The organism is Collinsella aerofaciens (assembly GCF_964243765.1).
Lineage (GTDB): Bacteria > Actinomycetota > Coriobacteriia > Coriobacteriales > Coriobacteriaceae > Collinsella > Collinsella aerofaciens_BU.
This window is the reverse complement of sequence record NZ_CAXTGI010000001.1, coordinates 151,866-174,736: the sequence shown is the minus strand read 5'-3', so window position 1 is coordinate 174,736 and position 22,871 is coordinate 151,866. Positions and strand designations below refer to the sequence as shown.

Here is a 22,871-nt window from a genome sequence, read left to right as displayed (position 1 = left end):
AAAGCTCCCTTCGGGCTTGTTGGAATCGAACGTGTATCCAATTCCAACGTACCCAAAGGGAGCTCAGGTAAGACTCCGCGGGCGCAAACGTTACAAGGACCTAGCAAATAGCTCACGCGCGTCAGAGGTCCCACGGTCGCAGCGCCAGGCAACACGTCAAAGAGTGTCGCAGGCGACTAGACGTTTAAGAACGTCCCCGATGACTAGTCGGCGTAGGTGAAGGTTGTGACGTCGAACATGCCCTCGGGGCGGATGCGGAGCGTCGGGATAACCGGCAGGGGCAGGAAGATGATGCCCATGATGGGGTCGAGCGGCGGCTCAATACCCATAGCGCGCGCCTTGACCATAAAGTCGTCGTGCTGCGCGGCGACATCCTCGGCCGTGCCTTCGCTCATCAGGCCGCCGAGCGCCAGCGGGATGCGCGCCACGACCTCGCCGTTGCGCACCAGTACGTGACCGCCCTGGCCCACGGCCTCGACGGCAGCCATCATATCGGCGGCATTGTCGCCCACCACGCATACGTTGTGCGAGTCGTGACCGATCGTCGAGGCGATGGCACCGCCTGTGATGGTGAAGCCACGCACCCAGCCGCGACCGATATGCTTGCCGACAAGACCCAGGCCCGCAGGACCATCACCGTCGGCGCCCTCGGCCTGCAGCGACACGCCGCGGCCATGGCGCTCGATCAGCATAATGCGGCGCAGGCCCTCGGCACTCTCGGGGCGAACCATACCCGTGATGGCCTTACCCGGCACCACGTCGATCACGGCCTCGCCCGGCTTAAAGGCATAGTCGAACACGTCGAGCGAAAGCTTCGGCAGCTTAACGGAGGCGCGCAGCTCGTCGGCAAGGGCCGCAACCTCGGCCATCTCGGGTGCAATCTCGCCCACAAAGGTACCGTCCTGCGCCACCAGGGCACCGGCGGCATATACGCGATGCGGAGCCGTGGCAAACGTCAGGTCATTGAGCACCAGCAGGTCGGCACGCTTGCCCGGGGCGATGGCGCCGCGGAGCTCGTGCGGGTCGCGGCAGCCGTGATCCAGGCCAAACGCCTCGGCCGTGGAGAGGGACGCCATGGAGATGGCGACCACCGGGTCGATGCCGGCCTCGATAGCCACGCGGCAGGCATTGTCGATCATGCCGGTCGAAAGCGCGTCGGAAGGGGCGCGGTCGTCGGTCGCAAAGCAGCAGCGGCGGGCACGGGCGGGGTTTTCCAGCAGCATCGGCGACAGGTTGGCCAGGTCATGGCTGCACGTACCCTCGCGCAGCATCACGTACATGCCGCGAGACAGCTTGTCGAGCGCCTCCTCGGGAATCGTCGACTCATGGTCAGCGATAATACCTGCTGCGGCATAGGCGTTGAGGTCCTTGCCGGCAACGAGCGGGGCGTGACCGTCAACCTGTTTGGACGGCGTCTGGTTGGCAGCGTCGATACGAGCGCAGGTCTCGGGATCGGCCATAAAGACGCCCGGCAGGTTCATCATTTCGCCCAGACCAAAGACATCGCCCGGATGCTCGGCAAAAAACGCCTGCATATCAGCAGCGGTGATGACGGCACCGGCCTGCTCGTCGGGCAGCGCGGGCACGCACGAAGGCATCATGTACTTGATGGAAATAGGAGCGCGACGACCGTCCTCGATCATAAAGCGCAGGCCGTCCAAGCCAGAAACATTAGCGATCTCGTGGCTGTCGGCAATAGCGGTGGTGGTACCGCGCGTCGCCGCCATGCGCGCATACTCGGCAGGGCGGATGTTCGAAGACTCGATATGCAAGTGTCCGTCAATAAAACCGGGGGCAAGATAGCGGCCCTGGCAATCGATGACCTCGGTCGCCTCGTAGGTGCCGGCGGCATCGTCGCGACCATCGTAGAGCACACCGACGATCACGCCATCCTTGACGGCAACGCTACCGGGCGCCACGCGCTGACCGTACACATCGACAATCTGTGCGTTGGCAAACAGCGTGTCAACGGGCACGCGACCCTCGGCGGCCTCGATCACAGACCTCATGACCTCAACGGACATACATACTCCTTTAACCGTAGAAAAAAGCTGCGGAGCGGACATGCCTTCACCGCAGCAAACCAATAGCCATTGTATGCCCAAAAGGAGGCCGCCGATAACACCCCTTCCGCTTAACGGCACACGCCGCATGGCGCAATGGGAACAGGTTGCTTTGCGCCAATGACAAGGAGTGTCCCAAAGTGACAACAACGGGAGCGCCGATGTTTTGGCAACGACAGCGAGCGGGCCGCATTTGTGACAAGGTGACGTGAAACGAAAGGGCGCTGACCTTCTGGTCGCGCCCTTGAAGTTGAACGTCAGATTGTCCAAATGCGGCCCGCGCAGCGTCGGCCGGTCCGCCGTTCGGCAGAACGGCGGACCTAAATCAACTTAAAGCCCTTGCGCTTGCCCACGGAGAGGGTGTCGCCCAGCTTGAGGGCGCTGGGGTCGATGTTGTAGCTCTTGGGAGCCACGGCCTTGCCGTTGATCTTGACGCCGCCGCCGTCGATGTCGCGACGGGCCTGGCCGGCGCTGGCCGAAAGGCCCAGGTCCTTGAGCAGGCCGGCGAGGTAGATCTGGCCCTCGTCGTTAACAGTCAGCTCAATGTGCTTCTCGGGGAAGTCGGCGAGCTGGCCCTCCTTGAACACGCGGTCGAACTCGGCCTGAGCCTCGTCGCCTGCACCGGCGCCGTGGTAGGTGTCGCACAGGTCGCGGCCCAGAGCGCGCTTGAGCTCATAGGGATCGGCGGAGCCGTCGGCCAGGGCAGCGTCGATCTTGTCGACCTCGGCCGGGGTGAGCGAGCTCGCCAGGCGGTAGTACTTGCCGATCATCTCGTCGGGGATGGACATGGTCTTGCCGAACATATCCTTGGGCGCGTCGGTCAGGCCGATGTAGTTACCGTAGGACTTGGACATCTTACGGACGCCATCGGTGCCCTCGAGCAGCGGCATGGTGAGCGCGATCTGTGGCTCCATGCCCATCTTCTCCATGAGCTCACGGCCGGCAAGCAGGTTGAAGAGCTGGTCGGTGCCGCCCATCTCCACGTCGGCCTTGATCTGCACGGAGTCGAAAGCCTGCATCACGGGATACAGGAACTCATGCAGGGCGATCGGCGTCTGAGACTGGTAGCGCTTGGTAAAGTCGTCGCGCTCGAGAATACGGGCGACGGTGAACTTGGAGCACACCTGCAGCAGACCGGCCAGATCCATCGACAAGATCCAGTCACCGTTGTGCACGATGGTGGTCTTCTCGGGATCCAGGATCTTCATGGCCTGGCTCACGTAGGTCTCGGCATTGGCCTCGATCTGCTCCTGCGAAAGCTGCGGACGGGTGGAATTCTTGCCCGAAGGGTCGCCAATCAACGCGGTACCGTTGCCGATGATGAGGGTGACGTTGTGGCCCAGGTCCTGGAACTGACGCATCTTGCGCAGCGGCACGGCGTGGCCCAAGTGCAGGTCGGGGCTGGTGGGGTCGACGCCGAGCTTGATGTTGAGGGGCTCGCCCTTCTCAAGCTTCTTGCGAAGGTCGGCCTCGGGAACGATCTGCGCGGCGCCCGAGGTGATGATACGCATTTGCTCGTCAACAGACAGCATTGGGTATCCTCCTTTTGCTATAGCACCCTCGCCGAAAACGGCGGTGCTGGAAGTCCATAAACTCTCTTATGATAACAAACTGACGCGACGCAGCATCTACGACAGGAAAATCCTCGTCCTGCCGCATGCGTCGATGGCAACTGGCAGACGCGTACCGTCACGCTCGACCAGATATCGCACCTGCCGACGACGCAAGCAGTCGCGGCAACGGACCTGCCCCGTCGCATCGGTGGCACAGACGCCCTCGGCGGTCAGCAGGCAGTGCTCGCACACCATGAGCTCGGGACGGTCGGCGTCGACCGGACCCAAGACGCCGGGTTCAGCAGCCAGCTCGGCGATACGCTCCCTGTCATTGCTGAGCAACTCGGCAGGCAAGTATACCCACCTCGCGCCAAGCCCGCGCAGCCAGGCAAGCGTGGCCCGATTGGCGCAGAACACCGGCGCCGCCACGTCAAACGTCGTGCCCAGCTCGCGGGCCATCGCCACCTGTCCCAGATTGCGGCAGACGACGCGCCCGGCACGTTGCATAAGCGCTCGAGTCCGCTCGGCGTCGCCTGCACGGCACACTTCGTCGAGCACCACCGTCGCATCGGACAGATCCCACTCATCGCGCGGATCCAAATCCATCAGCTCCCAGGCAAAGACCATACGAGCAAAAGCCTCATGCTTTGCCGGCTCCGCCGGTCCCGCCAACTCCGTCGGTACATCGCCATCTGCCAGAACGCCCTCAAACGGCAGCACCTCAACGGACTGCTCAGCAGGCGCGACTGCATCTGCCTCGACCCGCATGCGCTCCAACACCGTTGCCGTCTGCCCCAGCACGCCGGCACTGCGAATCAGATAGACCTCGCAGCCCGCGTCCACCTTGCGTTTGCAATGCACGACGATGCGCTCTCCCGCAGCGGCATCCACGGGGCAAGGCACCTGTGGCCAGCGCTTGGGCACATCGGGACGCGCGTCGGCACCCGGGTAAAATCGGATCTCGAGCGTATCGCCCGCCGCCACGGCGGCATCAAGCTCAACCGTCACCTCTTCGTGACCCACCGCCACCAAGTGGCCCACGCGCACGCCCTGGTTGATCGCGCGCTCAAAGCTCATGAGCTCGGCGCCCGAACGACCCCGCAGATACGCATCGGTAAAGCCGCGGTTGAACGACCTTCCCAGCTCGCGCTCAAGCGCCGGCACCGCATCGGCATCCCATGTGCCGTCGCGCAGCATATTGAGCGCCCGACGCCACACCCTCACCACGTTAAAGACGTAGTCGGGATTCTTCATGCGGCCCTCGATCTTGAGCGCTGCCACGCCGGCGGCAACAAGCTCGGGCAGATGCGCGATGCCCAGATAGTCACGCGGACAAAGCAGGCGATCCCCTTCGACAGCGACAACACTCTGCCCCGCCTCGTCCACCAGGTCATAGGATAGACGGCACGGTTGCGTGCAATCACCGCGCATCGCAGAGCGGCCACGTCGAAGGGCAGAGAACCCGCACGCACCCGAGTATCCAATGCAAATAGCGCCGTGGCAGAACACCTCGATGGGCACGCCAGTAGCACAAAGCGTCTCAATCTCTGCAACGCTCAGCTCGCGCGCAGTCGTCACGCGCTCAACGCCCAACTCCTTGGCAGCCAACTGCACGGCACCCTCGCTATGAGCGCCCGCCTGAGTGGACAGGTGAATCTCGACCCCCGAAATCGCCGCACGTAGCGCGCAAGCCAGCCCGGCATCGGCCACAATCAACGCATCGGCACCCAACGCGTGCGCATGCGCCCCCAACGCCACGGCGTCGGCAAGCTCATCATCGAACACGAATACGTTGAGCGTCACGTACACACGCACGCCATGGGCATGGGCCACGGCACAACCGCGCGCGAACTCATCATCGTTAAAGCCATGCGCGCTCACTCGAGCGTTGAATCCGTCCAGCCCCGCATAGATGGCATCGGCACCCGCCGCAATCGCCGCGAGCATCTGGTCGAGCCCGCCAGCAGGCGCCAGCAGTTCGGGCAGCGCCACTCCAGCCGCCGCCAACTCGCTTTCGCATTGTCCGCTCGGTTCCATCGGCCGAATCGCCATCGGTAAACTCCTCACCAAGGTATGCATTCACTCTGAAAAATGCCGTCATCCAGCATACACGAGGCCCCGCGTGCCTCGTTTGGTTTATCGTGTAATAACTTATGTCCATCCTGCCCGACGCATACCCGCCGCCTGGCACGACATACTTGGAGGTCAATATATGGGTCCTCGCCAACGACAGGGACACGGTCGCTCTAAGACGCACGCCCTGCCCGTCATCCTGCTCTCGCTTTTGGGCTTTTTGCTCATCGCGGGCGTAGCATTTGGCATCGGCATGATCGGCAACGTCAACCGCTGGCTGTCCGACCTGCCCGACTACACCGACGCCAACGCCTATCTGGTCAGCGAGCCTACCGAAATTGTTGACTGCAACGGCAACAAGATCGCCAGCTTCTATACGCAAAACCGCAAGTCCATCACCAAGGACCAAGTGTCCCCGTACGTGCTGCAGGGCACCGTTGACGTTGAGGACGAGCGCTTCTACGAGCACGGCGGCATCGACCTCTGGGGCATTGCACGCGCATCGGTGGCAACCCTCACCGGCGGCCACGAGGGCGCATCGACCATCACCCAGCAGCTGGTTCGCAACACCATCTTGCAGGAGGAACAATTCGACTCGACCATCGAGCGTAAGGTGCGCGAGGCCTATATCGCCATCAAGATGGAGGATATGTACTCCAAAGACGAGATCCTCATGATGTACCTCAACACCATCTACTACGGCCATGGAGCATATGGCATCGAGGCCGCCGCCGAGACCTATCTGTCCAAAACCGCCGCCGACCTCACCCTGAGCGAGGCCGCGCTGCTGATCGGCCTTCCCAACTCGCCCTCGCAGTACGACCCCACGGTTAATCCCGACTTGGCGCTGTCCCGCCGCAACAAGGTTCTGGACAACATGCTGCGTCTGGGCCACATCACGCAGGAAGAGCACGATGCCGCGCAGGCTGAGCCCATCACGCTTAACGTGACCGAGATTTCGGGCAGTGGCGTCGATGTGTACTCTCAGCCCTACTTTGTCGCCTACGTTAAGCAGCTGCTTGAGCAGGAGTTCTCCACCGACGTGCTCTTTAAGGGCGGTCTGACCGTCAAGACCACCATCGACCCCACCATGCAGCAGGTGGCCGAGGAGGCCGTGCGCTCGCAGCTCGACACGCTTTCGCTCGACGGACTGGACATGGGCATGGTCGTCGTTGACCCCAAGACCGGCTACATCAAGTGCATGGTGGGCGGCTACGACTACAACGCCGACGAGAATCACGTGAACCACGCTACGGCAAAGCGCCCCGTGGGCTCCACGTTTAAGGCCTTTACGCTGGCAACTGCCATCCAAAACGGTATGAACCCCAACGTCACCCTCAACTGCAACTCGCCGCTCAAGGCCAAGGGCACCACGACCGAGGTGCAAAACTACGGCAACCAGAGCTATGGCAACATCACGCTCAAGCAGGCAACGGCATACTCATCCAACACCGGCTACATTCAGGTGGCCGAAGCCATCGGCAATGACAAGATCATGTCGCTCGTCAAAAAGCTCGGCATCGACCCCGCCAAGGACAACATCGAGGACGTTCCCGTCATGACGCTCGGCACCGGCTCGATCTCGCCACTCGAGATGGCCGCCGCCTACGCGACGTTTGCCAACGGCGGCTACTATCGCCAGCCGATCGCCATCACCGAGATTGATTCTCGTACCGGTTCGGTGCTGTACCAGCACACCGACAATCCCTCACAGGTGCTTACCGAGGGCGAGGCCGCCGCGGTCACCGATGTTCTGTCCGGCGTCATGAAGGGCAGCGGTACGGGTGCTGCCGGCGCCCTGAGTGTCAACCAGCCCTATGCCGGCAAGACGGGCACCACCGACAACACCACCAACCTTTGGTTCTGCGGCTATACCCCGCAGCTGGCGTGCGCCCTGTGGACCGGCTATTCCGCGGGCGAGATCCCCATCCAAAAGTACGGCACGGACCTGCTGGGCGACAGCACCAACCTGCCTGTCTTTAAGCGGTTTATGAACACCGTTCTGACCGGTACCGAGCGCGAGGAGTTTGCGACCGGAACGGCGCCCACCTACAAGAACAACAGCGTCTGGAAGTTCTACGGCACCAACAACACCAAGAAGTCGGAGAACGACGACAAGGACGAGGACGAAGAGGAAGAGGAAACCACCACAACAACTACCACGACGACCACGACCACCGAGACCACGGGCGGCGACACCACCGGCGGCACCGGTACGACCGGTGGCTCGACGGGCGGCTCCACTGGTGGCTCGACGGGCGGCTCCACTGGTGGCTCGACCGGCGGCGATGGCGGCACGCCTACGCCTACGCCCACTCCCGACCCCTCGCCCACGCCTGACGATACGGTCGGCTAAGAAGTACGCGACTAAAGCCAACAAGGCCCCGAGCAGCTTATTGAACTGCTCGGGGCCTTTTAGTTTGAAGCGACCTGGTGGGCGGTCTTTATACCGGCAAACAAAAAGGGGTACCGACCAACGTCGATGCCCCTTACAAGCCACTATGTCAGCGCACGCAATGCCGAGCGCACGGCCCGCACACCTACTTGCGAGAATTGCTCAGCTTATTGATCAGCGCCTCGAGACGCTCGCCGTCCTCGGCCGTCTGGGCAATAACCAAAATCGTATCGTTGCCGGCAAGCGAGCCAAGCACATCGGGCAACTCTGCCGCATCAACGGCGGCGGCGATGCCGGAAGCCGTGCCAGGCTGAGCCTTGATCATAACCAGATTATCGGTACGCAGAACGCCCGTTACGAGCTCGGAAACCATACGCTGCAGGTGCAGGTCCTCTGCCAGAACATAGATGCCCTCAGGGAGCTTACGCAGCCCCATATCGGCAATATCGCGAGAGACAGTCGCCTGCGTGCAATCAAAGCCCATAGCACGGAGCTCATCGACCAGCACGCGCTGCGTGCGGACATCCTTATTGCGCACAATATCTCTAATGGCATCCTGGCGCCCATTGCGTTTTTTAGCCATACAAACCCTCTCTCCAAAAGATGGCGGAGACAATCAATCAGTGATTGAATAGTTTAACGCTATTTGAAGGCTTTTGTGTATAAGAACGCATTTCGAAACAATTCTATGCAAGTTTGTTTCGTAATGAGCCGTTTAGGCGGTTTTTGCGCCCGTCCGGTTAAGAAAAGCTGCCAGATGCGTACACATCACGCAGCGCGCGGGCTTGGCGCTGGCGATCGGCCCAAACAACAGACCGAGTCCCCGATGGTTATCCTTGAGCGCGGCGACCATCTGACGGGTTCGAGGCGCCTCGAGCATATCACGCATGCGGGCGGAACGCTCGATTGACGACACTCCATGCGGGCTCAGACACAAATTCTCGATGCAGGCGACCAGTCCGGCAAAGTAGAACTTTTGGCTTGCCAGCTTGAGCCGACCACCGCTATCTGCTTCCGAGAGTGAGTCCGCAAGCTCGTCGAGCGCCCGGGCGTCATCGGATACCTTGGCATACATGGTGGGATCAAAGGCATCTGTAAGCTTAGGCGCCGCCGCGTGGAAACAAGCGTCGCCGCATCCGGAGACGCGCTGTGCCTGCGAGAGCGCGCACGCCATAAACCCAACCGTGCGAAACGTCTTATCGCACAAAAGACATGCCTCAAACAGTGAACGGCTGTACATCACGCCAGAGACTTGAGCAACCAAGCCGCCTAAAATCAACTGGGGCAGCCCAGTCACCATAGAAGACTCGTCTTCTATGGCAATAGAGGCAGCATCCAAGACGCGCGAATGACGCTCGCGATGCGCATCGTATCGATCGAGCGACACCGAGGGGAGCACAATGTCTGCCGCAGTATCGCACGCGATATCGACCATCTTGGAAAGGGCCTGCGGAGCAAACCACTCATCGGCGTTCATGGCGATGATTTGAGAGCCGCGCGAGGCATCAAAACCGGCACGAAGACAAGCGCCGCGCTTCGCGTCCTCGACGTCAATCAAATCAATATGGATGTCCCTGTCGGCAGCAACTTGAAGCGAATGGCGCACACCGGGCACAGCATCGCGGCAGACAACGACAATCTGCAAATCATAGAGGTCTTGGTTCTGGATACTCTCGAGCGCACGCATCGCATAGCTGGGCGAACCTTCTACCACAAGGATCACCGAAAGTCGCGGATGCGAACAACGTCGAACCAAGTTTTCCATCCTCTCGATAACACCAAATCAAACTGTCGTTCATGGTACACCCGAGCTATAAAAGCAACGAGCCGCCTAACATGTTGCACGCCAAGAACAGATGTTGCACACGCGCAGCTCACACATAGTATGTGCAAGGCACAGACGCGCCGAGCACTCCCCTAGTCGAGAACGACAAGCTCGTCGGGGCCGTAATCCACACCCATAAACGTAAGGCCGCAGGCAGGCGCCGTGGGACCCGCAGCGGTTCGGTCACGGGCGTCAATAACCTCGCGCATCCACTGGGGATCGCGACGATGCATGCCAATCTCCACGAGCGTTCCTACAATGGTACGCACCATCGAGTGCAAAAACGCATTGCCCTCGATAGTGAAGGTCAGGATATCCTCGCCAAAAGCGACCTCGTGGCCAAACTCCGCACGCATCACGCAGCGGTGCGTGGGCTTGCCCACAGCAGAGGCAACCTTGCAAAAGCTCTTAAAGTCCTGCTCGCCCAAAAGCGCAGGGCAGGCGGCCGCCATCGCATCGACGTCGAGGGGATAGCGATGCCACCACACCGCACCGCGCGAGAGCACGGGGCGCGCATCGCGATCGGCAATACGGTACGTATACGTACGGGACCGCGCGTCAAAGCGGGCAGAAAAGCCCCTACGGGCCTTGTAGACCTCGTTTATGGCGATATCTTTGGGCAGGAGGGCATCCATAGCCCTCAGCCACCTACGGCGCGTCAGAGCAAGCTCAGCGTCCGTTACGGGCACGCTAATGTACTGGGCCACCGCATGCACGCCGGCATCGGTACGACCCGCACACGTCAGATCGATCGGGCGGCGCAGCAGCGTCTCGATAGCGCGGCGCAACTCGCCCGCAACGGTCGTCTGGCCCGGCTGCTCGGCAAATCCGCTATAGGACGAGCCATCATAGGCAACACAGAATACAAGCGTGGCATCGAGCTCAGGAATCGAATTGAAATCAGACGGCGCGGTCATGGGCGCTCCCAACAAACAATCAACGGTATCGCGACAAAAAAAGAGGGGTACGCGAACGTACCCCTCGAATATAGCCTATGCAGACGGATTGTCTACTCAGCGGTCTCCTCAGCAGGAGCCTCCTCGACGGCCTCGACCTTCTTGGGAGCAGCGGCCTTCTTGGGGGCCGGAGCAGCCTTCTTGGCCTTAGGCGTGCAAGGCTCGGTGACGAGCTCCATGATAACGATAGGAGCGTTGTCGCCCTTACGGTTGCCGAGCTTCATGATGCGGGTGTAACCGCCGTTGCGGTCCTGCCACATGCCCTGGGCAGCCTTGTCGAAGATCTCGGCAACGAGCTGCTTATCGCCGAGCTTGGCGATGGCCAGACGACGAGAGTGCAGGTCGCCCTTCTTGGCCCAGGTGATGATCGGATCGACGACCGAACGCAGCGCCTTAGCGCGGGTCTCGGTGGTCTTGATGCGGTCGTTCTCGAAGAGGGCCTTGGCCAGGCTCTTCTTCATGGCCTTGGTGTGGCTCGCATCGGTGCCGAGCTTCAGGCCCTTCTTAACGTTGTGACGCATGGTCTAGTTTCTCCTCAAATATGCGAAGCATTAAGCCTTCAGGCTCAGGCCCATGGACTCAAGCTTGTCCTTCACTTCCTCGATCGACTTAACACCGAAGTTACGGATGTTAAGCAGATCGTTCTCCGAGAACTCAACGAGCTGACGGACCGAGTGAATGCTGGCGCGCTTAAGGCAGTTGTAGGAACGGACGGAAAGGTCCAGATCCTCGATCTGCTTGTCCAGCTCGGCGTTGTCGTTGGTGACCTCGGGAGCGAAGATCGAAGCCTCCTCCTCGACCTCGGGGGTCTCGGCAAGGTTCATAAAGGCGGCCATATGCTGGTTGATGATATTGGCAGCCTGGACCACGGCGTCGCGCGGGGCGATGGAGCCGTTGGTCTCGATCTCGAGGACAAGGCGGTCGTAGTCGGTGTGCTGACCGACACGGCAAGCCTCAACGAGCTTGGCGCAACGGGAAACCGGCGAGTACAGCGAGTCGACGTGGATCACACCGATGGGATCGTTGTCGCGCTTGTTGGCCTCGCCAGAAACATAGCCGCGGCCATAGCCGATGCGCATGCTCATGGTGAGATGGCCACCCTCGGTGAGCGTAGCGATGTGCTGCTCGGGGTTGACCAGCTCAAACTCGGACGGAATAAAGAAGTCCGCACCGGTGACCTCGCAGGGGCCGTCAACCGAGATGGTGGCGGTCGCCTCGTCGGTCGTGCCGAGAGCCCTGAAGACAAGACCCTTGACATTCAGGACGATGTCGGTGACATCCTCGACCATGTTAGGGATGGTCATGAACTCGTGCTGCGCACCATCGATCTGAATAGCCTCGACGGCGGCACCCTCGAGCGAGGACAGAAGAACGCGACGAAGGGAGTTACCCAGCGTATCGCCGTAGCCACGCTCGAGCGGCTCGACGGAGACACGAGCAGACGTCTCGTTGATCTCTTCGACCTGAACCTGAGGCCTAATGAATTCTGACATGTATTACCTCCAGCCTCAGCAGCCCGGATGGACTACTTAGAGTAGAGCTCGACGATGAGCTGCTCGTTGATATCACCGCTGATCTGCTCACGCGTCGGCAGAGCGAGCACGTTACCAGACAGCTTCTCGATATCGACCTCGAGCCAGCCAGGGACCTCAAAGCGCTCGGAGGAAATCAGAGCCTCCTTGATGGGGAGGAGGTCACGGAACTTCTCGCCGACAGCGACGACGTCGCCGGCCTTGACGCGGTAGGACGGAATATCCACGCGCTTGCCGTTCACGGTGAAGTGACCGTGACGGACGGACTGACGAGCCTCTTTGCGGGTGCGGGCGAAGCCAAGACGGAAGACGACGTTGTCAAGGCGAGACTCAAGGATGATCATGAGGTTCTCACCGGTGACGCCGTTCATCTTACGGGCCTTGTTGAAGTAGCCGTGGAACTGCTTCTCCAGAACGCCATAGATGAACTTGACCTTCTGCTTCTCGCGCAGCTGCATGCCGTACTCAGATTCCTTGCGACGGCGCTTGGGCTGACGGATAGATTCCTTCTTGCTGCTGTAACCGAGCTCAGCGGGATCGATCCCGAGCTGACGGCAGCGCTTAAGAACAGGAGTCCTGTCGATTGCCATATTGATACGATCCTTTCAGTTACACGCGGCGACGCTTCTTGGGGCGGCAGCCGTTGTGCGGAATGGGGGTCTTGTCCTGGATGCTCGAGACCTCGAGGCCAGCAGCCTGGAGGGAGCGAATGGCGGTCTCACGACCGGAGCCGGGGCCCTTGACGAAGACGGAAACCTTCTTCATACCGTGCTCCATGGCCTGCTTGGCAGCAGCCTCGGCAGCCATCTGGGCAGCGAACGGCGTGGACTTACGGGAGCCCTTGAAGCCCACCTGGCCAGCCGACTTCCAGGAAATGACGTTGCCCTGGGGATCGGTGATCGAAACGATCGTGTTGTTGAACGTAGAACGAATGTGAGCCTGGCCCACGGAAATGTTCTTACGGTCCGCGCGCTTCAGACGGGCAGCGCGAACGTTCTTCTTAGCAGTAGCCATCTATCTAGCGCTCCTTATTTCTTCTTCTTAGCACCGATCTGACGCTTCGGGCCCTTGCGGGTACGAGCGTTAGTGTGGGTGCGCTGGCCGCGGACCGGGAGGCCCTTGCGGTGACGAAGGCCGCGGTTGCAGCCGATGTCCATAAGGCGCTTGACGTTCTGGTTGCGCTCACGGCGGAGGTCGCCCTCAACCATGATCTGGTTCTTATCGATATAATCACGGATGGCGTTAACCTCATCCTCGGTGAGGTCCTTAACGCGCGTATCCACGTTAACGTTGCACTCGACGCAGATCTTCGTCGCAGTGGTGCGGCCGATGCCGTAAATGTAGGTCAGACCGATCTCAACGCGCTTCTCACGCGGGAGGTCGACACCATTAATACGGGCCAACGTAGTCTCCTCTCTTAACCCTGACGCTGCTTATGACGGGGGTTCTCGCAAATGACGAGGACCTTGCCATGGCGCCTAATGATTTTGCACTTATCGCACATCTTCTTGACCGAAGGACGTACCTTCATCGTTCTTCCTTTCGGTAGCGCTCAAACTACTTCCCTACTATCTACTCGCCCAGCCGCAGGCGTTTAAAACTATGGCTGGTCTTCACACACAATCCGACCGTAGGTTGAGCTAAGCCTGCAGTCGGAAATGGAGTGCGTGTATGCATGCCGCTATTTGTAGCGATAGGTGATGCGGCCGCGGGTCAGGTCGTACGGGGAAAGCTCCACGACAACCCTGTCACCGGGGAGAATACGGATGTAATTCATTCGGATCTTGCCAGAAATGTTGCACAGAACCGAATGACCGTTCTCGAGCTCAACCTTAAACATGGCATTGGGCAACGGTTCCTTTACCGTACCCTCGAGCTCAATTGCGTCTTCCTTCTTCACAAGCAATCATCTTTCTCTAGAAAACGACAGCGATTGAGTATTCTACAACACGTATGCACGCATCGTAATAACTTCGTAATGGCTCCACAACTAAGTGGAACTTGTTACATTTCTCCGCCTTGGAGCGAACACCAAGCACCCTGGGCATCCGTGGTGAGAATCACCGGACCGTCATTGGTAATGGCGACGGTGTTCTCGTAGTGCGCGGCGGGCAGGTGGTCGTTGGTCGTAACAATCCAACCGTCGGAGCCCGTGCTCACATGGTTGGAACCCATCGTAACCATCGGCTCGATGGCAATGACCATGCCGGCCTGGAGGCGAACGCCCCTCCCCTTCTTTCCATAGTTAGGAACGTTGGGGTCCTCGTGCATCACGCGGCCAATGCCATGACCCACATAATCACGAAGCACGCCGTAACCGTGAGACTCGGCGAGGGACTGAACGGCATAACCGACGTCCCCGATATGGTTACCGGGAACAGCCTGCTCGATGGCAGCCTTAAGGCAATCGCGCGTGACCTCGCACAAAGCCTTGGCTTCGGGCGTGGGGGTGCCGACGAAAAACGTCCATGCGTTATCGCCGACCCAACCGTCGACAACGGCTCCCGTATCGATGGAGATGATATCGCCATCGCGCAGGATCATGTCGGGGTTGGGAATACCGTGGACCACGGCATCGTTGATCGATGCGCAAATGGTCCCCGGGAACCCGCCGTAACCCTTAAAGGCCGGGGTGCCGCCATGCATGCGGATAATCTGCTCCGCGAGCTGATCGAGCTCAAAAGTCGAAACGCCGGGGCGCACCATGGCCCCAACGTGGCGGAGCGCCATCTTAGATAGCGCTCCTGCCTTCTTCATCTGCTCGATTTGCGTTGCAGACTTAATCTTGATCATAGACCGAGAGCCTCTTTGACATCCCCGTACACGGTCTCGCGAGCCTGGTCACCGTTGACCGACTTGAGCAGACCCTGGCCACGATAGTAGTCGACGAGCGGGCTCGTGGACTTCTCGTAGACGTCGAGACGGTTCTTGATGGTCTCGGGCTTGTCGTCGTCGCGCTGATACATCTCGCCTGCGCACTTGGGGCAGGTAGCATCGGCAGCGGTGCCGGTGTAACCGCAGGCGCGGCAGGTGCGACGCGAAGACAGACGATCGATGATGACCTCGGGGGCCACGTCGACCAGAAGGGCGCAGTCGATCTCGCGACCCATAGCGGAGAGCTCGGAATCGAGCGTCACAGCCTGGGCGGTGTTGCGCGGGAAGCCGTCGAGGATGAAGCCCTGCTGGGCGTCATCGGCAGCAAGGCGCTCCTTGACAAGGTCGATCACGAGCTGGTCGGGAACGAGCTCGCCAGCGTCCATGTACTTCTTAGCCTGAATACCAAGCTCGGTGCCGCCCTTGACGGCAGCACGCAGCAGGTCGCCCGTGGAAATGTGAGCGACGCCAAACTCGGCGACGAGCTCCTGTGCGACGGTACCCTTACCGGCACCCGGAGCTCCGAGCAATACGAGGTTCATGAGCAATCCTCCTCTAGCCTATTTAAAGAATCCATCGTAATCATACATCTTGATCTGGCCTTCGAGCTTATCGACCGTGTCGAGCACGACACCGACCATGATGAGGATGGACGTGCCACCAAATGCCTGGATCAGATGGTTACCCGTGAAGGAGAAGATGATCGAAGGCACGATGGCGATGAGCGCCAAAAAGACAGCGCTGGGAAGCGTAATCTTGTTGAGCGCGTTCTTGATGTAGGCCGCGGTAGCCCTACCCGGTCGCACGCCCGGAATAAAGCCGCCCTGCTTCTTAAGGTTGTCGGCCGTGTCATCGGGATTGAACACCATGGAGGTGTAGAAGTACGCGAAGAACACGATGAGGACAACGTTAAGCACCCAGTTGAGCCAACCGGTCGAAAGCGCGGAGGCAACTGCCTGAATCCAGCCGATGCCGGGGAAGAACACGGCAATCTGAGCCGGGAAGTACAGCAGCGCCGAAGCGAAGATGATCGGCACGACACCCGCGGTGTTGACCTTGATGGGCAGGTAGGTGGTCTGGCCACCCATCATGCGACGGCCCACGACGCGCTTAGCGTAGGAGACCGGGATGCGGCGCTGGCCGCGCTCAAGGAAAACAATCAGCGGGATAACCAGCAGGATGATGGCGCAGATGATCACCATGGTGATGATGCCACCAGCATTGCCCTCGGTGCTGGAGAAGATCGCCTGCGGCAGACCGGCCATGATGTTCGCAAAGATGATCAGCGACATGCCATTGCCGATACCGCGCTGGGTGATGAGCTCACCAATCCACATGATCAGCATGGCGCCCGCGGTGAGCGTGCCGACGACCATGAGGTCGAAGATGATCTCGGGAGCGCCGGCGCCATTGAAGCTGATGCCGAAGCTCTTAAAGAGGAAGAGGTAACCCACGGAGTTGAGGATTGCCAGAGCCAATGTGAGGTAACGCGAATACTGCGTAATCTTGGTCTGACCGACCTCGCCCTCGCGGGCAAGCTCATGCAGGGAAGGCACAACGGCCTGGAGCATCTGGAGGATGATCGAGCTGGTGATGTAAGGCATGATGCCCAGCGAAAACACCGACACATAGCTCAACGCGCCGCCAGAGAAAAGATTCAGGAGGGCCATAGCACCTGCGGCGACCGAATTATTATCGGTCGAGAAAAGGCCCAGCATCCCCTGGAAGGGAATGCCGGGCACAGGAACGTGCGCACCAATGCGGTACACGACGAGCATAGCTATGGTAAAAAGAATCTTTTCGCGCAATTCTTTGATGCGGAAAGCATTCTTAAGACCATTTAGCACGGCAGCTCGACCTTTCCGCCGGCGGCCTCGATCTTGGCCTGCGCAGAAGCGCTGACCTTGTCGACCTTGACCGTGAACTTCTTGGTGAGCTCACCATTGCCGAGCACCTTGACGGGCTCGAACTCGCTCTTGGTGATGCGAGCGGCCTTAAGAGCGGCACCGTCGATCACAGCGCCATCCTCGAACTTACGCTCGAGACGCTCAACGTTAACAGCGGTGTACTCGATACGACGGGGATTGCGGAAGCCCGGAAGCTTGGGCAGGCGCATAGCCAGCGGAGTCTGGCCACCCTCGAAGCCGGCACCCTTGGTGCCACCAGAGCGAGAGCCCTGGCCCTTCTGACCGCGGCCAGAAGTGGTGCCGTGACCCGAAGAATTGCCACGGCCGACGCGCTTGCGGTTCTTGGTGGAACCGGGCGCGGGAGTAAGATCGTGAAGCTGCATTTGCTACTCCTCTACAATCTCGACAAGGTGCTTGACCTTGAAGATCATGCCGCGGACGGACTCGTTGTCAGCAATCTCGCGAACCTCGCGGATCCTGTGGAGACCGAGGGCACGGACAGTACGGACCTGGTCCTGCTTGCAACCGTTGGTGCTGCGGACCTGCTTGATCTTGATGGTGTCAGCCATGCTTAGTTCTCCTTACCGACGAACATCTCGGAGACCGTCAGGCCACGGCGAGCCGCGACGTCCTCAGGGCTGGAGAGCTCCTTGAGGCCCTCGACGGCAGCCTTGATGATGTTGAGGCCGTTGTCGGTACCGAGGGACTTGGACAGGACGTTCTTGATGCCAGCAAGCTCGAAGAGGGGACGCACAGCGCCGCCGGCGATAACGCCGGTACCCTCGACAGCGGGCTTGATGATGATGCGGCCGGCACCAAAGTGGCCGAGAACCTCGTGCGGGATGGTGCCCTGCTCGGTCACCGGCACGTGGAACATGTTCTTCTTGGCATCGAGAGACGCCTTGGAGATGGCCAGGGGCACCTCAGCGGACTTGCCCATGCCAACGCCGACGTTGCCCTTGCCGTCGCCAACGACGACGAGAGCGACGAGGCTCATGCGACGACCACCCTTGACGGTCTTCGACACGCGGTTGATGTAAACGACGCGCTCCTCGAACTCGGAGGCCTCGCGCTGCTGCTTCTGATTACGAGCCATGTGCTACATACCTCCTAGAACTCGAGACCGGCGGCACGAGCACCGTCGGCGAGGGCCTTGACGCGGCCATGGTAGATACGGCCACCGCGATCGAAGGCGACCTTGGTGATGCCGGCCTCGATGGCGCGCTTGCCAACGAGCTGACCGACCTTCTCCGCAGCCTCCTTGTTCGAGGTGTGGGTGCCCTTGAACTCGGCCTCGAGGGTCGAGGCAGAGACGAGCGTCAGGCTAGAGCCCTTGCTGTCGTCGATGATCTGGGCATAGATGTTGGCGTTAGTACGGGTCACGCGAAGACGCGGACGCTCGGAGGTACCCGAGACCTTGCCGCGAACACGACGCTGACGACGCTTGAGGCCTTCCAGCTTCGCCTTATGCTTGTTCATACGTAAACTCCTAAAAAGGTTGATCTTGCCAGCACCTGACGGGGTGCTGGTCTTATGCGAGTGAGTCGGTTACGACTACTTGGCGGCCTTACCCAGCTTGCGGCGGATGTGCTCGCCAACGTAGTGGATACCCTTGCCCTTGTAAGGCTCGGGAGGACGATGGCCGCGGATCTCAGCGGCGATCTGACCGACCTGCTGCTTGTTGATACCCTTGACGTTCACGTGGGTGTTGTCGGGAACCTCGAAGGTGATGCCCTCGGGAGCCTCGACGATCACGGGGTGCGAGAAGCCCAGGGAGAACTCAAGGTTCTTGCCCTTCTGCTGCACGCGGTAACCGACGCCGGCGAGCTCGAGCTTCTTCTCGAAGCCCTCGGAAACGCCAACAACCATGTTGTGGATGAGGGCACGGGTGAGGCCGTGGCGGGCACGGGTCTCACGCTCGTCGTCGGGACGGGAAACGGTGAGGACGTTGTCCTCGATGTTGATAGCGAGCTTCTCAAAGACATCGAGCTCGAGCTGGCCCTTGGGGCCCTTGACGACAACGTTGTTGCCGTTGACTGCCACTTCGACTCCGGCGGGAATCTGGACAGGCTTATTACCGATACGAGACACGGTGATCTCCTTTCCTTCTACCTACCGAGCGAATTACCAGACGTAAGCGATGATCTCGCCGCCGACGTTGTGCTTGCGAGCATCGCGGTCGGTCATAACGCCATGGCTGGTGGAAATAATGGCGGTACCAAGGCCACCGCGGACGCGGGGCATGTCGGCAACGCCGGTGTACTTACGCAGGCCCGGCTTGGAAATGCGGCGAATGCCGTTGATGACCTTAGCCTTCTTGGGACCATACTTAAGCGTGATGTGCAGAGTCTTCTGGGGAACGGTGTCCTCGACATCGTAGCCCTCGATGTAGCCCTCCTCGTGCAGAACACGAGCGATCTCGACGAGCTTCTTGCTGCTCGGCATGGAGACCGTGGCCTTGTTCACAGAGTTAGCGTTACGGATGCGCGTAAGCATATCTGCGATCGGGTCTGTAAGGTTCATACAGATTCTCCTTCGTTCTTGATGAACACGTGCTCTTGGTTCTTCGCCGCCCTTAACGGCAAAGCCTAACTAGCGCGTTTTCCCTGTTCCAAACGGATGCTTGAAACGCTGGTAGTGACTTACCAGCTGGCCTTCTTAACGCCGGGAAGCTCGCCCTTGAGTGCAAGCTCGCGGAAGCAGACACGGCACAGGCCGAACTTGCGGTACACAGAGTGCGGACGGCCGCAGCGCTGGCAGCGCGTGTACTCACGAGTAGAGAACTTCTGCTTGCGATTGCACTTGACGATCATCGATGTCTTAGCCACTTATATCCTCCTCACATAGAGTATTGTTCGCCCCAAGCGCCGCCCCCTTCTGGGAACGGCGCTCATAGGGCAGGTGAACCTATTTCTTGAACGGGAAACCGAAGGCGTCCAGAAGGGCCTTGGCCTCCTCATCGGTATTGGCGGTGGTCACGAAAGTGATGTCCATACCACGCTGGTGATCGACGGAGTCGAAGTCGATCTCGGGGAAGATGAGCTGCTCGGTGACGCCCATGGAGAAGTTACCACGGCCGTCGAAGCTCTTGGCGGAGATGCCGCGGAAGTCGCGGATACGGGGAATCGCGACGGAGGTCAGACGATCGAAGAACTCCCACATACGGTCGCCACGCAGGGTAACCTTGCAGCCGATCGGCATACCAGCGCGCAGGCGGAAGGTAGCGATGGACTTGCGGGCACGGGTGATCATCGGCTGCTGGCCGGTGATGGCGCGCAGGTCGCGCACGGCACCGTCGATGGCCTTGGAATCGGTAGCGGCCTCGCCGACACCCATGTTCACGACGATCTTCTCAAACTTGGGGATCATCATGACGTTCTCGTACTGGAACTTGTCCTGAAGCTGCTGCTTGACCTCGTTGTTGTACTTGGTCTTCAGACGCGGCACATACTTCTCTTCTGCCATTGTTCACTCCTTCTTGGGGTTTTAAGCACGGGGCGTGGCCACGATGGGTTGTCCTCGTGCCTCCTGGCTGCATCCGCGCCGCTCATGGCATTTCGCGGTTTGGACTCGACACAGCAGGAGCCGACAAAACAATCGGTACTATACGCGCATCGGGAGCGTTTTTCCAGAAAAACCTCGTCTGCCTGCACAACTCCACAACTCCCCCGCACAAACCGATCCGCATGCGACGGAGGAAAATGGCAGTTGCGGTGAAATAGGGACTGTTTGACGGCTTAACTGGCTTAAACAGCCCGCATTTCACCGCAACTTATTGATGGGGATGCGACTAGCGCTTGCGGGGGACGAGCTTGGTGCGGCGCAGGTGGATCATCTCGGCAGCGATGGAGATGGCGATCTCCTCGGGGTCCTCGGCCTCGATGGCGACACCAATCGGCAGGTGCAGCCCGTCGATCTGCTCCTGCGTAAAGCCCTCCTGCTCCAGGCGGGCGCGCACAAAGGCGGTCTTGCGGCGCGAGCCCAAGCAGCCCAGATAGGCGGGTTTGGCGCGCATGGCCTGAATCACCACATCGATATCGGACTTGTGACCCGCCGTGGCGACGACCACCAGGTCGCGCGGGCCGATGGGGCACAGCTCGCTCAGGTTCTTATAATCGACCAGACGACGGTCGTAGACGCCGGGCACCCATTCGGGGGTCAACGTGCCGGGGCGGTCGTCGCAAGCCACGACGGCAAAGCCCGCCGCCGTGAGCACCCGCGCCGTCGCAGCGCCCACGTGGCCGCAGCCAAAGATATAGGTCAGGCCCTCGGGGCAGAGCGTCTCGATGTGCGCCGTGGGAATCTCGGAGGCGGCGTTGGTGTAGGTGACCTTACTCCCCTCCTCCACCAGCGAAAGCCCGGGGCAGCCCGCAATGGTGCGGCGCGATTCCTCGCCATGGTACTCGGCCACATCGCCCTCGAGCACGCTCGCGATAAACGGCTCAAAGTCGATGACGAAGTCGCCGATGCGCCGATAGGCCAAGATGTCGGCAACCGACTGGAACAACGGCGCCTGCGATACATCCAGGCGCAGATAGCACAGGCAGATGGCTCCGCCGCAGATCATGCCGGTATCGGAGTTCTCGCCGCCCATGGTGTAGCGGACCAGACGCGACTGTCCCGCGCTCAGGAGCTCGCGCGCCTCATCCAGCGCAAAGAGCTCAATCTTGCCGCCGCCGATAGTGCCCGCCTGGCTGCCATCGGCAAAGACGGCCATCCAGGCGCCCACACCGCGCGGGGACGACCCCGCCGTACCGGCCACGACCACCAGCTCGCACGTCTCGCCAGCACGCAGGGCGGCAAGCGCCGCATTCACAACATCGAGCTTTTCCATTGCCGCCTTCTATCCTCTAAAGACATCGGTGAGCATAGCGAGTGCCTCGAGCACGCCGCCGCCGACCGACGTCGCTTTGTCCGAAATGTAGTTGATATAGCTGGCATCGCCGCGCGGGTCGACATCGGCGCATTTAAAGCCCTCAGTCACCTGCACGCCGTTCGCCAAAAGCCCGCGCAGACAGCCATCGATCTGCGTGCACATGGGCGTATCGCCCGCGTAGCCAATCACGTCTCCGGCGCTCACGATGTCGCCGATTGCGCGGTCGGACCGAAACACGCCGGCGGCGGGGCTGTGGATAACACGTTCCTTGCCATAGCCGGCGATAATGCCCGGCACGCCCGTGTTGGGCTGGGGCGAACCTTGGGTAATGACACGGCCGAGAAAATGCCCGCGCATGGTCTCGACCACGGCGTCGCAGTCAACCGGCGCGGTAAAGCCCGGCCCCACAGCGATGACGGCAGGCGCCATGTCGCGCGTGGTGCCCAAGTTGCGCTTAGCCAAAATCGCGTCGACCACAGCCGCGGGTTTCAGCTCGCCGAGCATCTTGGCCTGAGGGTCCACCACAACAGCGACGTCTCCAGCCTCGGTAATCTCAAGCGCCTCAGCCGGCGTCCGTGCCAAGCGAGCGCGAATGCCTTCGACCTCGACCTCGCCCAGGCGAATGGCCTCGCAAAAACAGATTGTGCGGCGGATGCACGTGGGAACCGCGATATCGGCCATAACGACCGAAACGCCGGCGCGCACCAAGCGAGCGGCGACGCCCGTGGCGATATCGCCGGCGCCGCGAACATAAACGAGCATTCCCGGGGCACCTCCCTGTGCTACGGTTTGAGCAGAGCAAAAGCGGTTCGGCCGC

Annotated in this window: 27 protein-coding genes; 1 reads left to right on the top strand and 26 read right to left on the bottom strand. The window is 60.5% G+C overall.

The window, feature by feature from the left end; all coding sequences use genetic code 11:
- Positions 1-203: 203 nt before the first annotated feature.
- The 3 genes from ACESSC_RS00825 to ACESSC_RS00815 form a co-directional block, all read right to left on the bottom strand.
- The gene (locus tag ACESSC_RS00825) at positions 204-2,024 is read right to left on the bottom strand and encodes an adenine deaminase (protein ID WP_118079444.1); all 1,821 of its coding nucleotides are present in this window, start codon (positions 2,022-2,024) and stop codon (positions 204-206) included.
- 359 nt (positions 2,025-2,383) lie between these two features.
- Entirely contained in the window at positions 2,384-3,595 is a 1,212-nt protein-coding gene (tyrS, locus tag ACESSC_RS00820; RefSeq protein WP_346963639.1) for a tyrosine--tRNA ligase, read from the bottom strand.
- Positions 3,596-3,691: 96 nt separating this feature from the next.
- Positions 3,692-5,608 carry a U32 family peptidase gene (locus ACESSC_RS00815; protein ID WP_373160852.1) on the bottom strand — a complete coding sequence of 639 codons (1,917 nt, stop codon included), beginning with the start codon at positions 5,606-5,608 and terminating at the stop codon, positions 3,692-3,694.
- A gap of 220 nt (positions 5,609-5,828) precedes the next feature.
- Here ACESSC_RS00815 and ACESSC_RS00810 point away from each other — a divergent pair, with 220 nt between their 5' ends.
- On the top strand, positions 5,829-8,045 hold the full coding sequence (locus tag ACESSC_RS00810; protein ID WP_373160850.1) for a transglycosylase domain-containing protein: 2,217 nt from the start codon (positions 5,829-5,831) through the stop codon (positions 8,043-8,045).
- Between the two features lie 184 nt (positions 8,046-8,229).
- On the opposite strand, the gene ACESSC_RS00805 is transcribed toward ACESSC_RS00810, so the two are convergent.
- From ACESSC_RS00805 to yqeB, 23 genes are all read right to left on the bottom strand, one after another.
- On the bottom strand, positions 8,230-8,667 hold the full coding sequence (locus tag ACESSC_RS00805; protein WP_006235280.1) for an arginine repressor: 438 nt from the start codon (positions 8,665-8,667) through the stop codon (positions 8,230-8,232).
- A gap of 132 nt (positions 8,668-8,799) precedes the next feature.
- Positions 8,800-9,840, bottom strand: coding sequence for a glycosyltransferase family 2 protein (locus tag ACESSC_RS00800; RefSeq protein ID WP_373160848.1), 1,041 nt, complete (start codon positions 9,838-9,840; stop codon positions 8,800-8,802).
- Positions 9,841-10,001: 161 nt separating this feature from the next.
- Positions 10,002-10,826 carry a tRNA pseudouridine(38-40) synthase TruA gene (truA, locus tag ACESSC_RS00795; protein WP_117629206.1) on the bottom strand — a complete coding sequence of 275 codons (825 nt, stop codon included), beginning with the start codon at positions 10,824-10,826 and terminating at the stop codon, positions 10,002-10,004.
- Positions 10,827-10,918: 92 nt separating this feature from the next.
- Positions 10,919-11,386 carry a 50S ribosomal protein L17 gene (gene rplQ / locus ACESSC_RS00790; protein WP_006235277.1) on the bottom strand — a complete coding sequence of 156 codons (468 nt, stop codon included), beginning with the start codon at positions 11,384-11,386 and terminating at the stop codon, positions 10,919-10,921.
- A 30-nt stretch (positions 11,387-11,416) separates the two neighbouring features.
- Positions 11,417-12,358: a DNA-directed RNA polymerase subunit alpha gene (locus ACESSC_RS00785; RefSeq protein WP_006235276.1), complete on the bottom strand. Its 942-nt coding sequence runs from the start codon at positions 12,356-12,358 to the stop codon at positions 11,417-11,419.
- Positions 12,359-12,390: 32 nt separating this feature from the next.
- The gene (gene rpsD, locus ACESSC_RS00780; RefSeq protein ID WP_006235275.1) at positions 12,391-12,987 is read right to left on the bottom strand and encodes a 30S ribosomal protein S4; all 597 of its coding nucleotides are present in this window, start codon (positions 12,985-12,987) and stop codon (positions 12,391-12,393) included.
- A 19-nt stretch (positions 12,988-13,006) separates the two neighbouring features.
- Complete coding sequence (gene rpsK, locus ACESSC_RS00775; RefSeq protein WP_006235274.1) at positions 13,007-13,411, bottom strand: 30S ribosomal protein S11; 405 nt, start codon at positions 13,409-13,411, stop codon at positions 13,007-13,009.
- Between the two features lie 14 nt (positions 13,412-13,425).
- On the bottom strand, positions 13,426-13,800 hold the full coding sequence (gene rpsM, locus ACESSC_RS00770) for a 30S ribosomal protein S13 (protein ID WP_022094275.1): 375 nt from the start codon (positions 13,798-13,800) through the stop codon (positions 13,426-13,428).
- A 14-nt stretch (positions 13,801-13,814) separates the two neighbouring features.
- Positions 13,815-13,928, bottom strand: coding sequence for a 50S ribosomal protein L36 (gene rpmJ / locus ACESSC_RS00765; RefSeq protein ID WP_006363204.1), 114 nt, complete (start codon positions 13,926-13,928; stop codon positions 13,815-13,817).
- A 150-nt stretch (positions 13,929-14,078) separates the two neighbouring features.
- Positions 14,079-14,297, bottom strand: a complete 219-nt coding sequence (infA, locus tag ACESSC_RS00760) for a translation initiation factor IF-1 (protein ID WP_035137443.1) — start codon at positions 14,295-14,297, stop codon at positions 14,079-14,081.
- Between the two features lie 104 nt (positions 14,298-14,401).
- Complete coding sequence (map, locus tag ACESSC_RS00755) at positions 14,402-15,190, bottom strand: type I methionyl aminopeptidase (RefSeq protein WP_006235270.1); 789 nt, start codon at positions 15,188-15,190, stop codon at positions 14,402-14,404.
- On the bottom strand, positions 15,187-15,813 hold the full coding sequence (locus tag ACESSC_RS00750) for an adenylate kinase (protein ID WP_055252238.1): 627 nt from the start codon (positions 15,811-15,813) through the stop codon (positions 15,187-15,189). Before ACESSC_RS00750 ends, map begins: the two co-directional genes overlap by 4 nt.
- A gap of 18 nt (positions 15,814-15,831) precedes the next feature.
- Entirely contained in the window at positions 15,832-17,118 is a 1,287-nt protein-coding gene (secY, locus tag ACESSC_RS00745; protein ID WP_089573561.1) for a preprotein translocase subunit SecY, read from the bottom strand.
- Positions 17,112-17,561 carry a 50S ribosomal protein L15 gene (rplO, locus tag ACESSC_RS00740; RefSeq protein WP_006235267.1) on the bottom strand — a complete coding sequence of 150 codons (450 nt, stop codon included), beginning with the start codon at positions 17,559-17,561 and terminating at the stop codon, positions 17,112-17,114. The genes secY and rplO overlap by 7 nt, the downstream gene beginning before the upstream one ends.
- A 3-nt stretch (positions 17,562-17,564) precedes the next feature.
- The gene (gene rpmD, locus ACESSC_RS00735) at positions 17,565-17,747 is read right to left on the bottom strand and encodes a 50S ribosomal protein L30 (protein ID WP_006235266.1); all 183 of its coding nucleotides are present in this window, start codon (positions 17,745-17,747) and stop codon (positions 17,565-17,567) included.
- A gap of 2 nt (positions 17,748-17,749) precedes the next feature.
- Positions 17,750-18,274, bottom strand: a complete 525-nt coding sequence (gene rpsE / locus ACESSC_RS00730; RefSeq protein WP_055252236.1) for a 30S ribosomal protein S5 — start codon at positions 18,272-18,274, stop codon at positions 17,750-17,752.
- Positions 18,275-18,288: 14 nt separating this feature from the next.
- Complete coding sequence (rplR, locus tag ACESSC_RS00725; protein ID WP_006235264.1) at positions 18,289-18,657, bottom strand: 50S ribosomal protein L18; 369 nt, start codon at positions 18,655-18,657, stop codon at positions 18,289-18,291.
- Between the two features lie 75 nt (positions 18,658-18,732).
- Positions 18,733-19,269, bottom strand: a complete 537-nt coding sequence (rplF, locus tag ACESSC_RS00720; RefSeq protein WP_117564182.1) for a 50S ribosomal protein L6 — start codon at positions 19,267-19,269, stop codon at positions 18,733-18,735.
- Between the two features lie 33 nt (positions 19,270-19,302).
- On the bottom strand, positions 19,303-19,701 hold the full coding sequence (rpsH, locus tag ACESSC_RS00715; protein WP_006235262.1) for a 30S ribosomal protein S8: 399 nt from the start codon (positions 19,699-19,701) through the stop codon (positions 19,303-19,305).
- A 119-nt stretch (positions 19,702-19,820) separates the two neighbouring features.
- Positions 19,821-20,006: a type Z 30S ribosomal protein S14 gene (locus tag ACESSC_RS00710; RefSeq protein WP_022094280.1), complete on the bottom strand. Its 186-nt coding sequence runs from the start codon at positions 20,004-20,006 to the stop codon at positions 19,821-19,823.
- Positions 20,007-20,085: 79 nt separating this feature from the next.
- Positions 20,086-20,643 (bottom strand): 50S ribosomal protein L5, encoded by a 558-nt coding sequence (gene rplE / locus ACESSC_RS00705; protein WP_006235260.1) that lies wholly within the window; start codon positions 20,641-20,643, stop codon positions 20,086-20,088.
- A gap of 325 nt (positions 20,644-20,968) precedes the next feature.
- Positions 20,969-22,012: an XdhC family protein gene (locus ACESSC_RS00700; protein WP_349103051.1), complete on the bottom strand. Its 1,044-nt coding sequence runs from the start codon at positions 22,010-22,012 to the stop codon at positions 20,969-20,971.
- Between the two features lie 9 nt (positions 22,013-22,021).
- Positions 22,022-22,816: a selenium-dependent molybdenum cofactor biosynthesis protein YqeB gene (gene yqeB / locus ACESSC_RS00695; RefSeq protein WP_089573559.1), complete on the bottom strand. Its 795-nt coding sequence runs from the start codon at positions 22,814-22,816 to the stop codon at positions 22,022-22,024.
- Positions 22,817-22,871 lie beyond the last annotated feature (55 nt).

Coding starts and splice junctions, on each gene's coding strand:
- ACESSC_RS00825 (WP_118079444.1), bottom strand. CDS start 2,024: ATGTCCGTTGAGGTCATGAGGTCTGTGATCGAGGCCGCCGAGGGTCGC.
- tyrS (WP_346963639.1), bottom strand. CDS start 3,595: ATGCTGTCTGTTGACGAGCAAATGCGTATCATCACCTCGGGCGCCGCG.
- ACESSC_RS00810 (WP_373160850.1), top strand. CDS start 5,829: ATGGGTCCTCGCCAACGACAGGGACACGGTCGCTCTAAGACGCACGCC.
- ACESSC_RS00805 (WP_006235280.1), bottom strand. CDS start 8,667: ATGGCTAAAAAACGCAATGGGCGCCAGGATGCCATTAGAGATATTGTG.
- truA (WP_117629206.1), bottom strand. CDS start 10,826: ATGACCGCGCCGTCTGATTTCAATTCGATTCCTGAGCTCGATGCCACG.
- rplQ (WP_006235277.1), bottom strand. CDS start 11,386: ATGCGTCACAACGTTAAGAAGGGCCTGAAGCTCGGCACCGATGCGAGC.
- ACESSC_RS00785 (WP_006235276.1), bottom strand. CDS start 12,358: ATGTCAGAATTCATTAGGCCTCAGGTTCAGGTCGAAGAGATCAACGAG.
- rpsD (WP_006235275.1), bottom strand. CDS start 12,987: ATGGCAATCGACAGGACTCCTGTTCTTAAGCGCTGCCGTCAGCTCGGG.
- rpsK (WP_006235274.1), bottom strand. CDS start 13,411: ATGGCTACTGCTAAGAAGAACGTTCGCGCTGCCCGTCTGAAGCGCGCG.
- rpmJ (WP_006363204.1), bottom strand. CDS start 13,928: ATGAAGGTACGTCCTTCGGTCAAGAAGATGTGCGATAAGTGCAAAATC.
- map (WP_006235270.1), bottom strand. CDS start 15,190: ATGATCAAGATTAAGTCTGCAACGCAAATCGAGCAGATGAAGAAGGCA.
- ACESSC_RS00750 (WP_055252238.1), bottom strand. CDS start 15,813: ATGAACCTCGTATTGCTCGGAGCTCCGGGTGCCGGTAAGGGTACCGTC.
- rplO (WP_006235267.1), bottom strand. CDS start 17,561: ATGCAGCTTCACGATCTTACTCCCGCGCCCGGTTCCACCAAGAACCGC.
- rpmD (WP_006235266.1), bottom strand. CDS start 17,747: ATGGCTGACACCATCAAGATCAAGCAGGTCCGCAGCACCAACGGTTGC.
- rpsE (WP_055252236.1), bottom strand. CDS start 18,274: ATGGCTCGTAATCAGAAGCAGCAGCGCGAGGCCTCCGAGTTCGAGGAG.
- rplR (WP_006235264.1), bottom strand. CDS start 18,657: ATGAACAAGCATAAGGCGAAGCTGGAAGGCCTCAAGCGTCGTCAGCGT.
- rpsH (WP_006235262.1), bottom strand. CDS start 19,701: ATGAACCTTACAGACCCGATCGCAGATATGCTTACGCGCATCCGTAAC.
- rplE (WP_006235260.1), bottom strand. CDS start 20,643: ATGGCAGAAGAGAAGTATGTGCCGCGTCTGAAGACCAAGTACAACAAC.
- ACESSC_RS00700 (WP_349103051.1), bottom strand. CDS start 22,012: ATGGAAAAGCTCGATGTTGTGAATGCGGCGCTTGCCGCCCTGCGTGCT.
- yqeB (WP_089573559.1), bottom strand. CDS start 22,816: ATGCTCGTTTATGTTCGCGGCGCCGGCGATATCGCCACGGGCGTCGCC.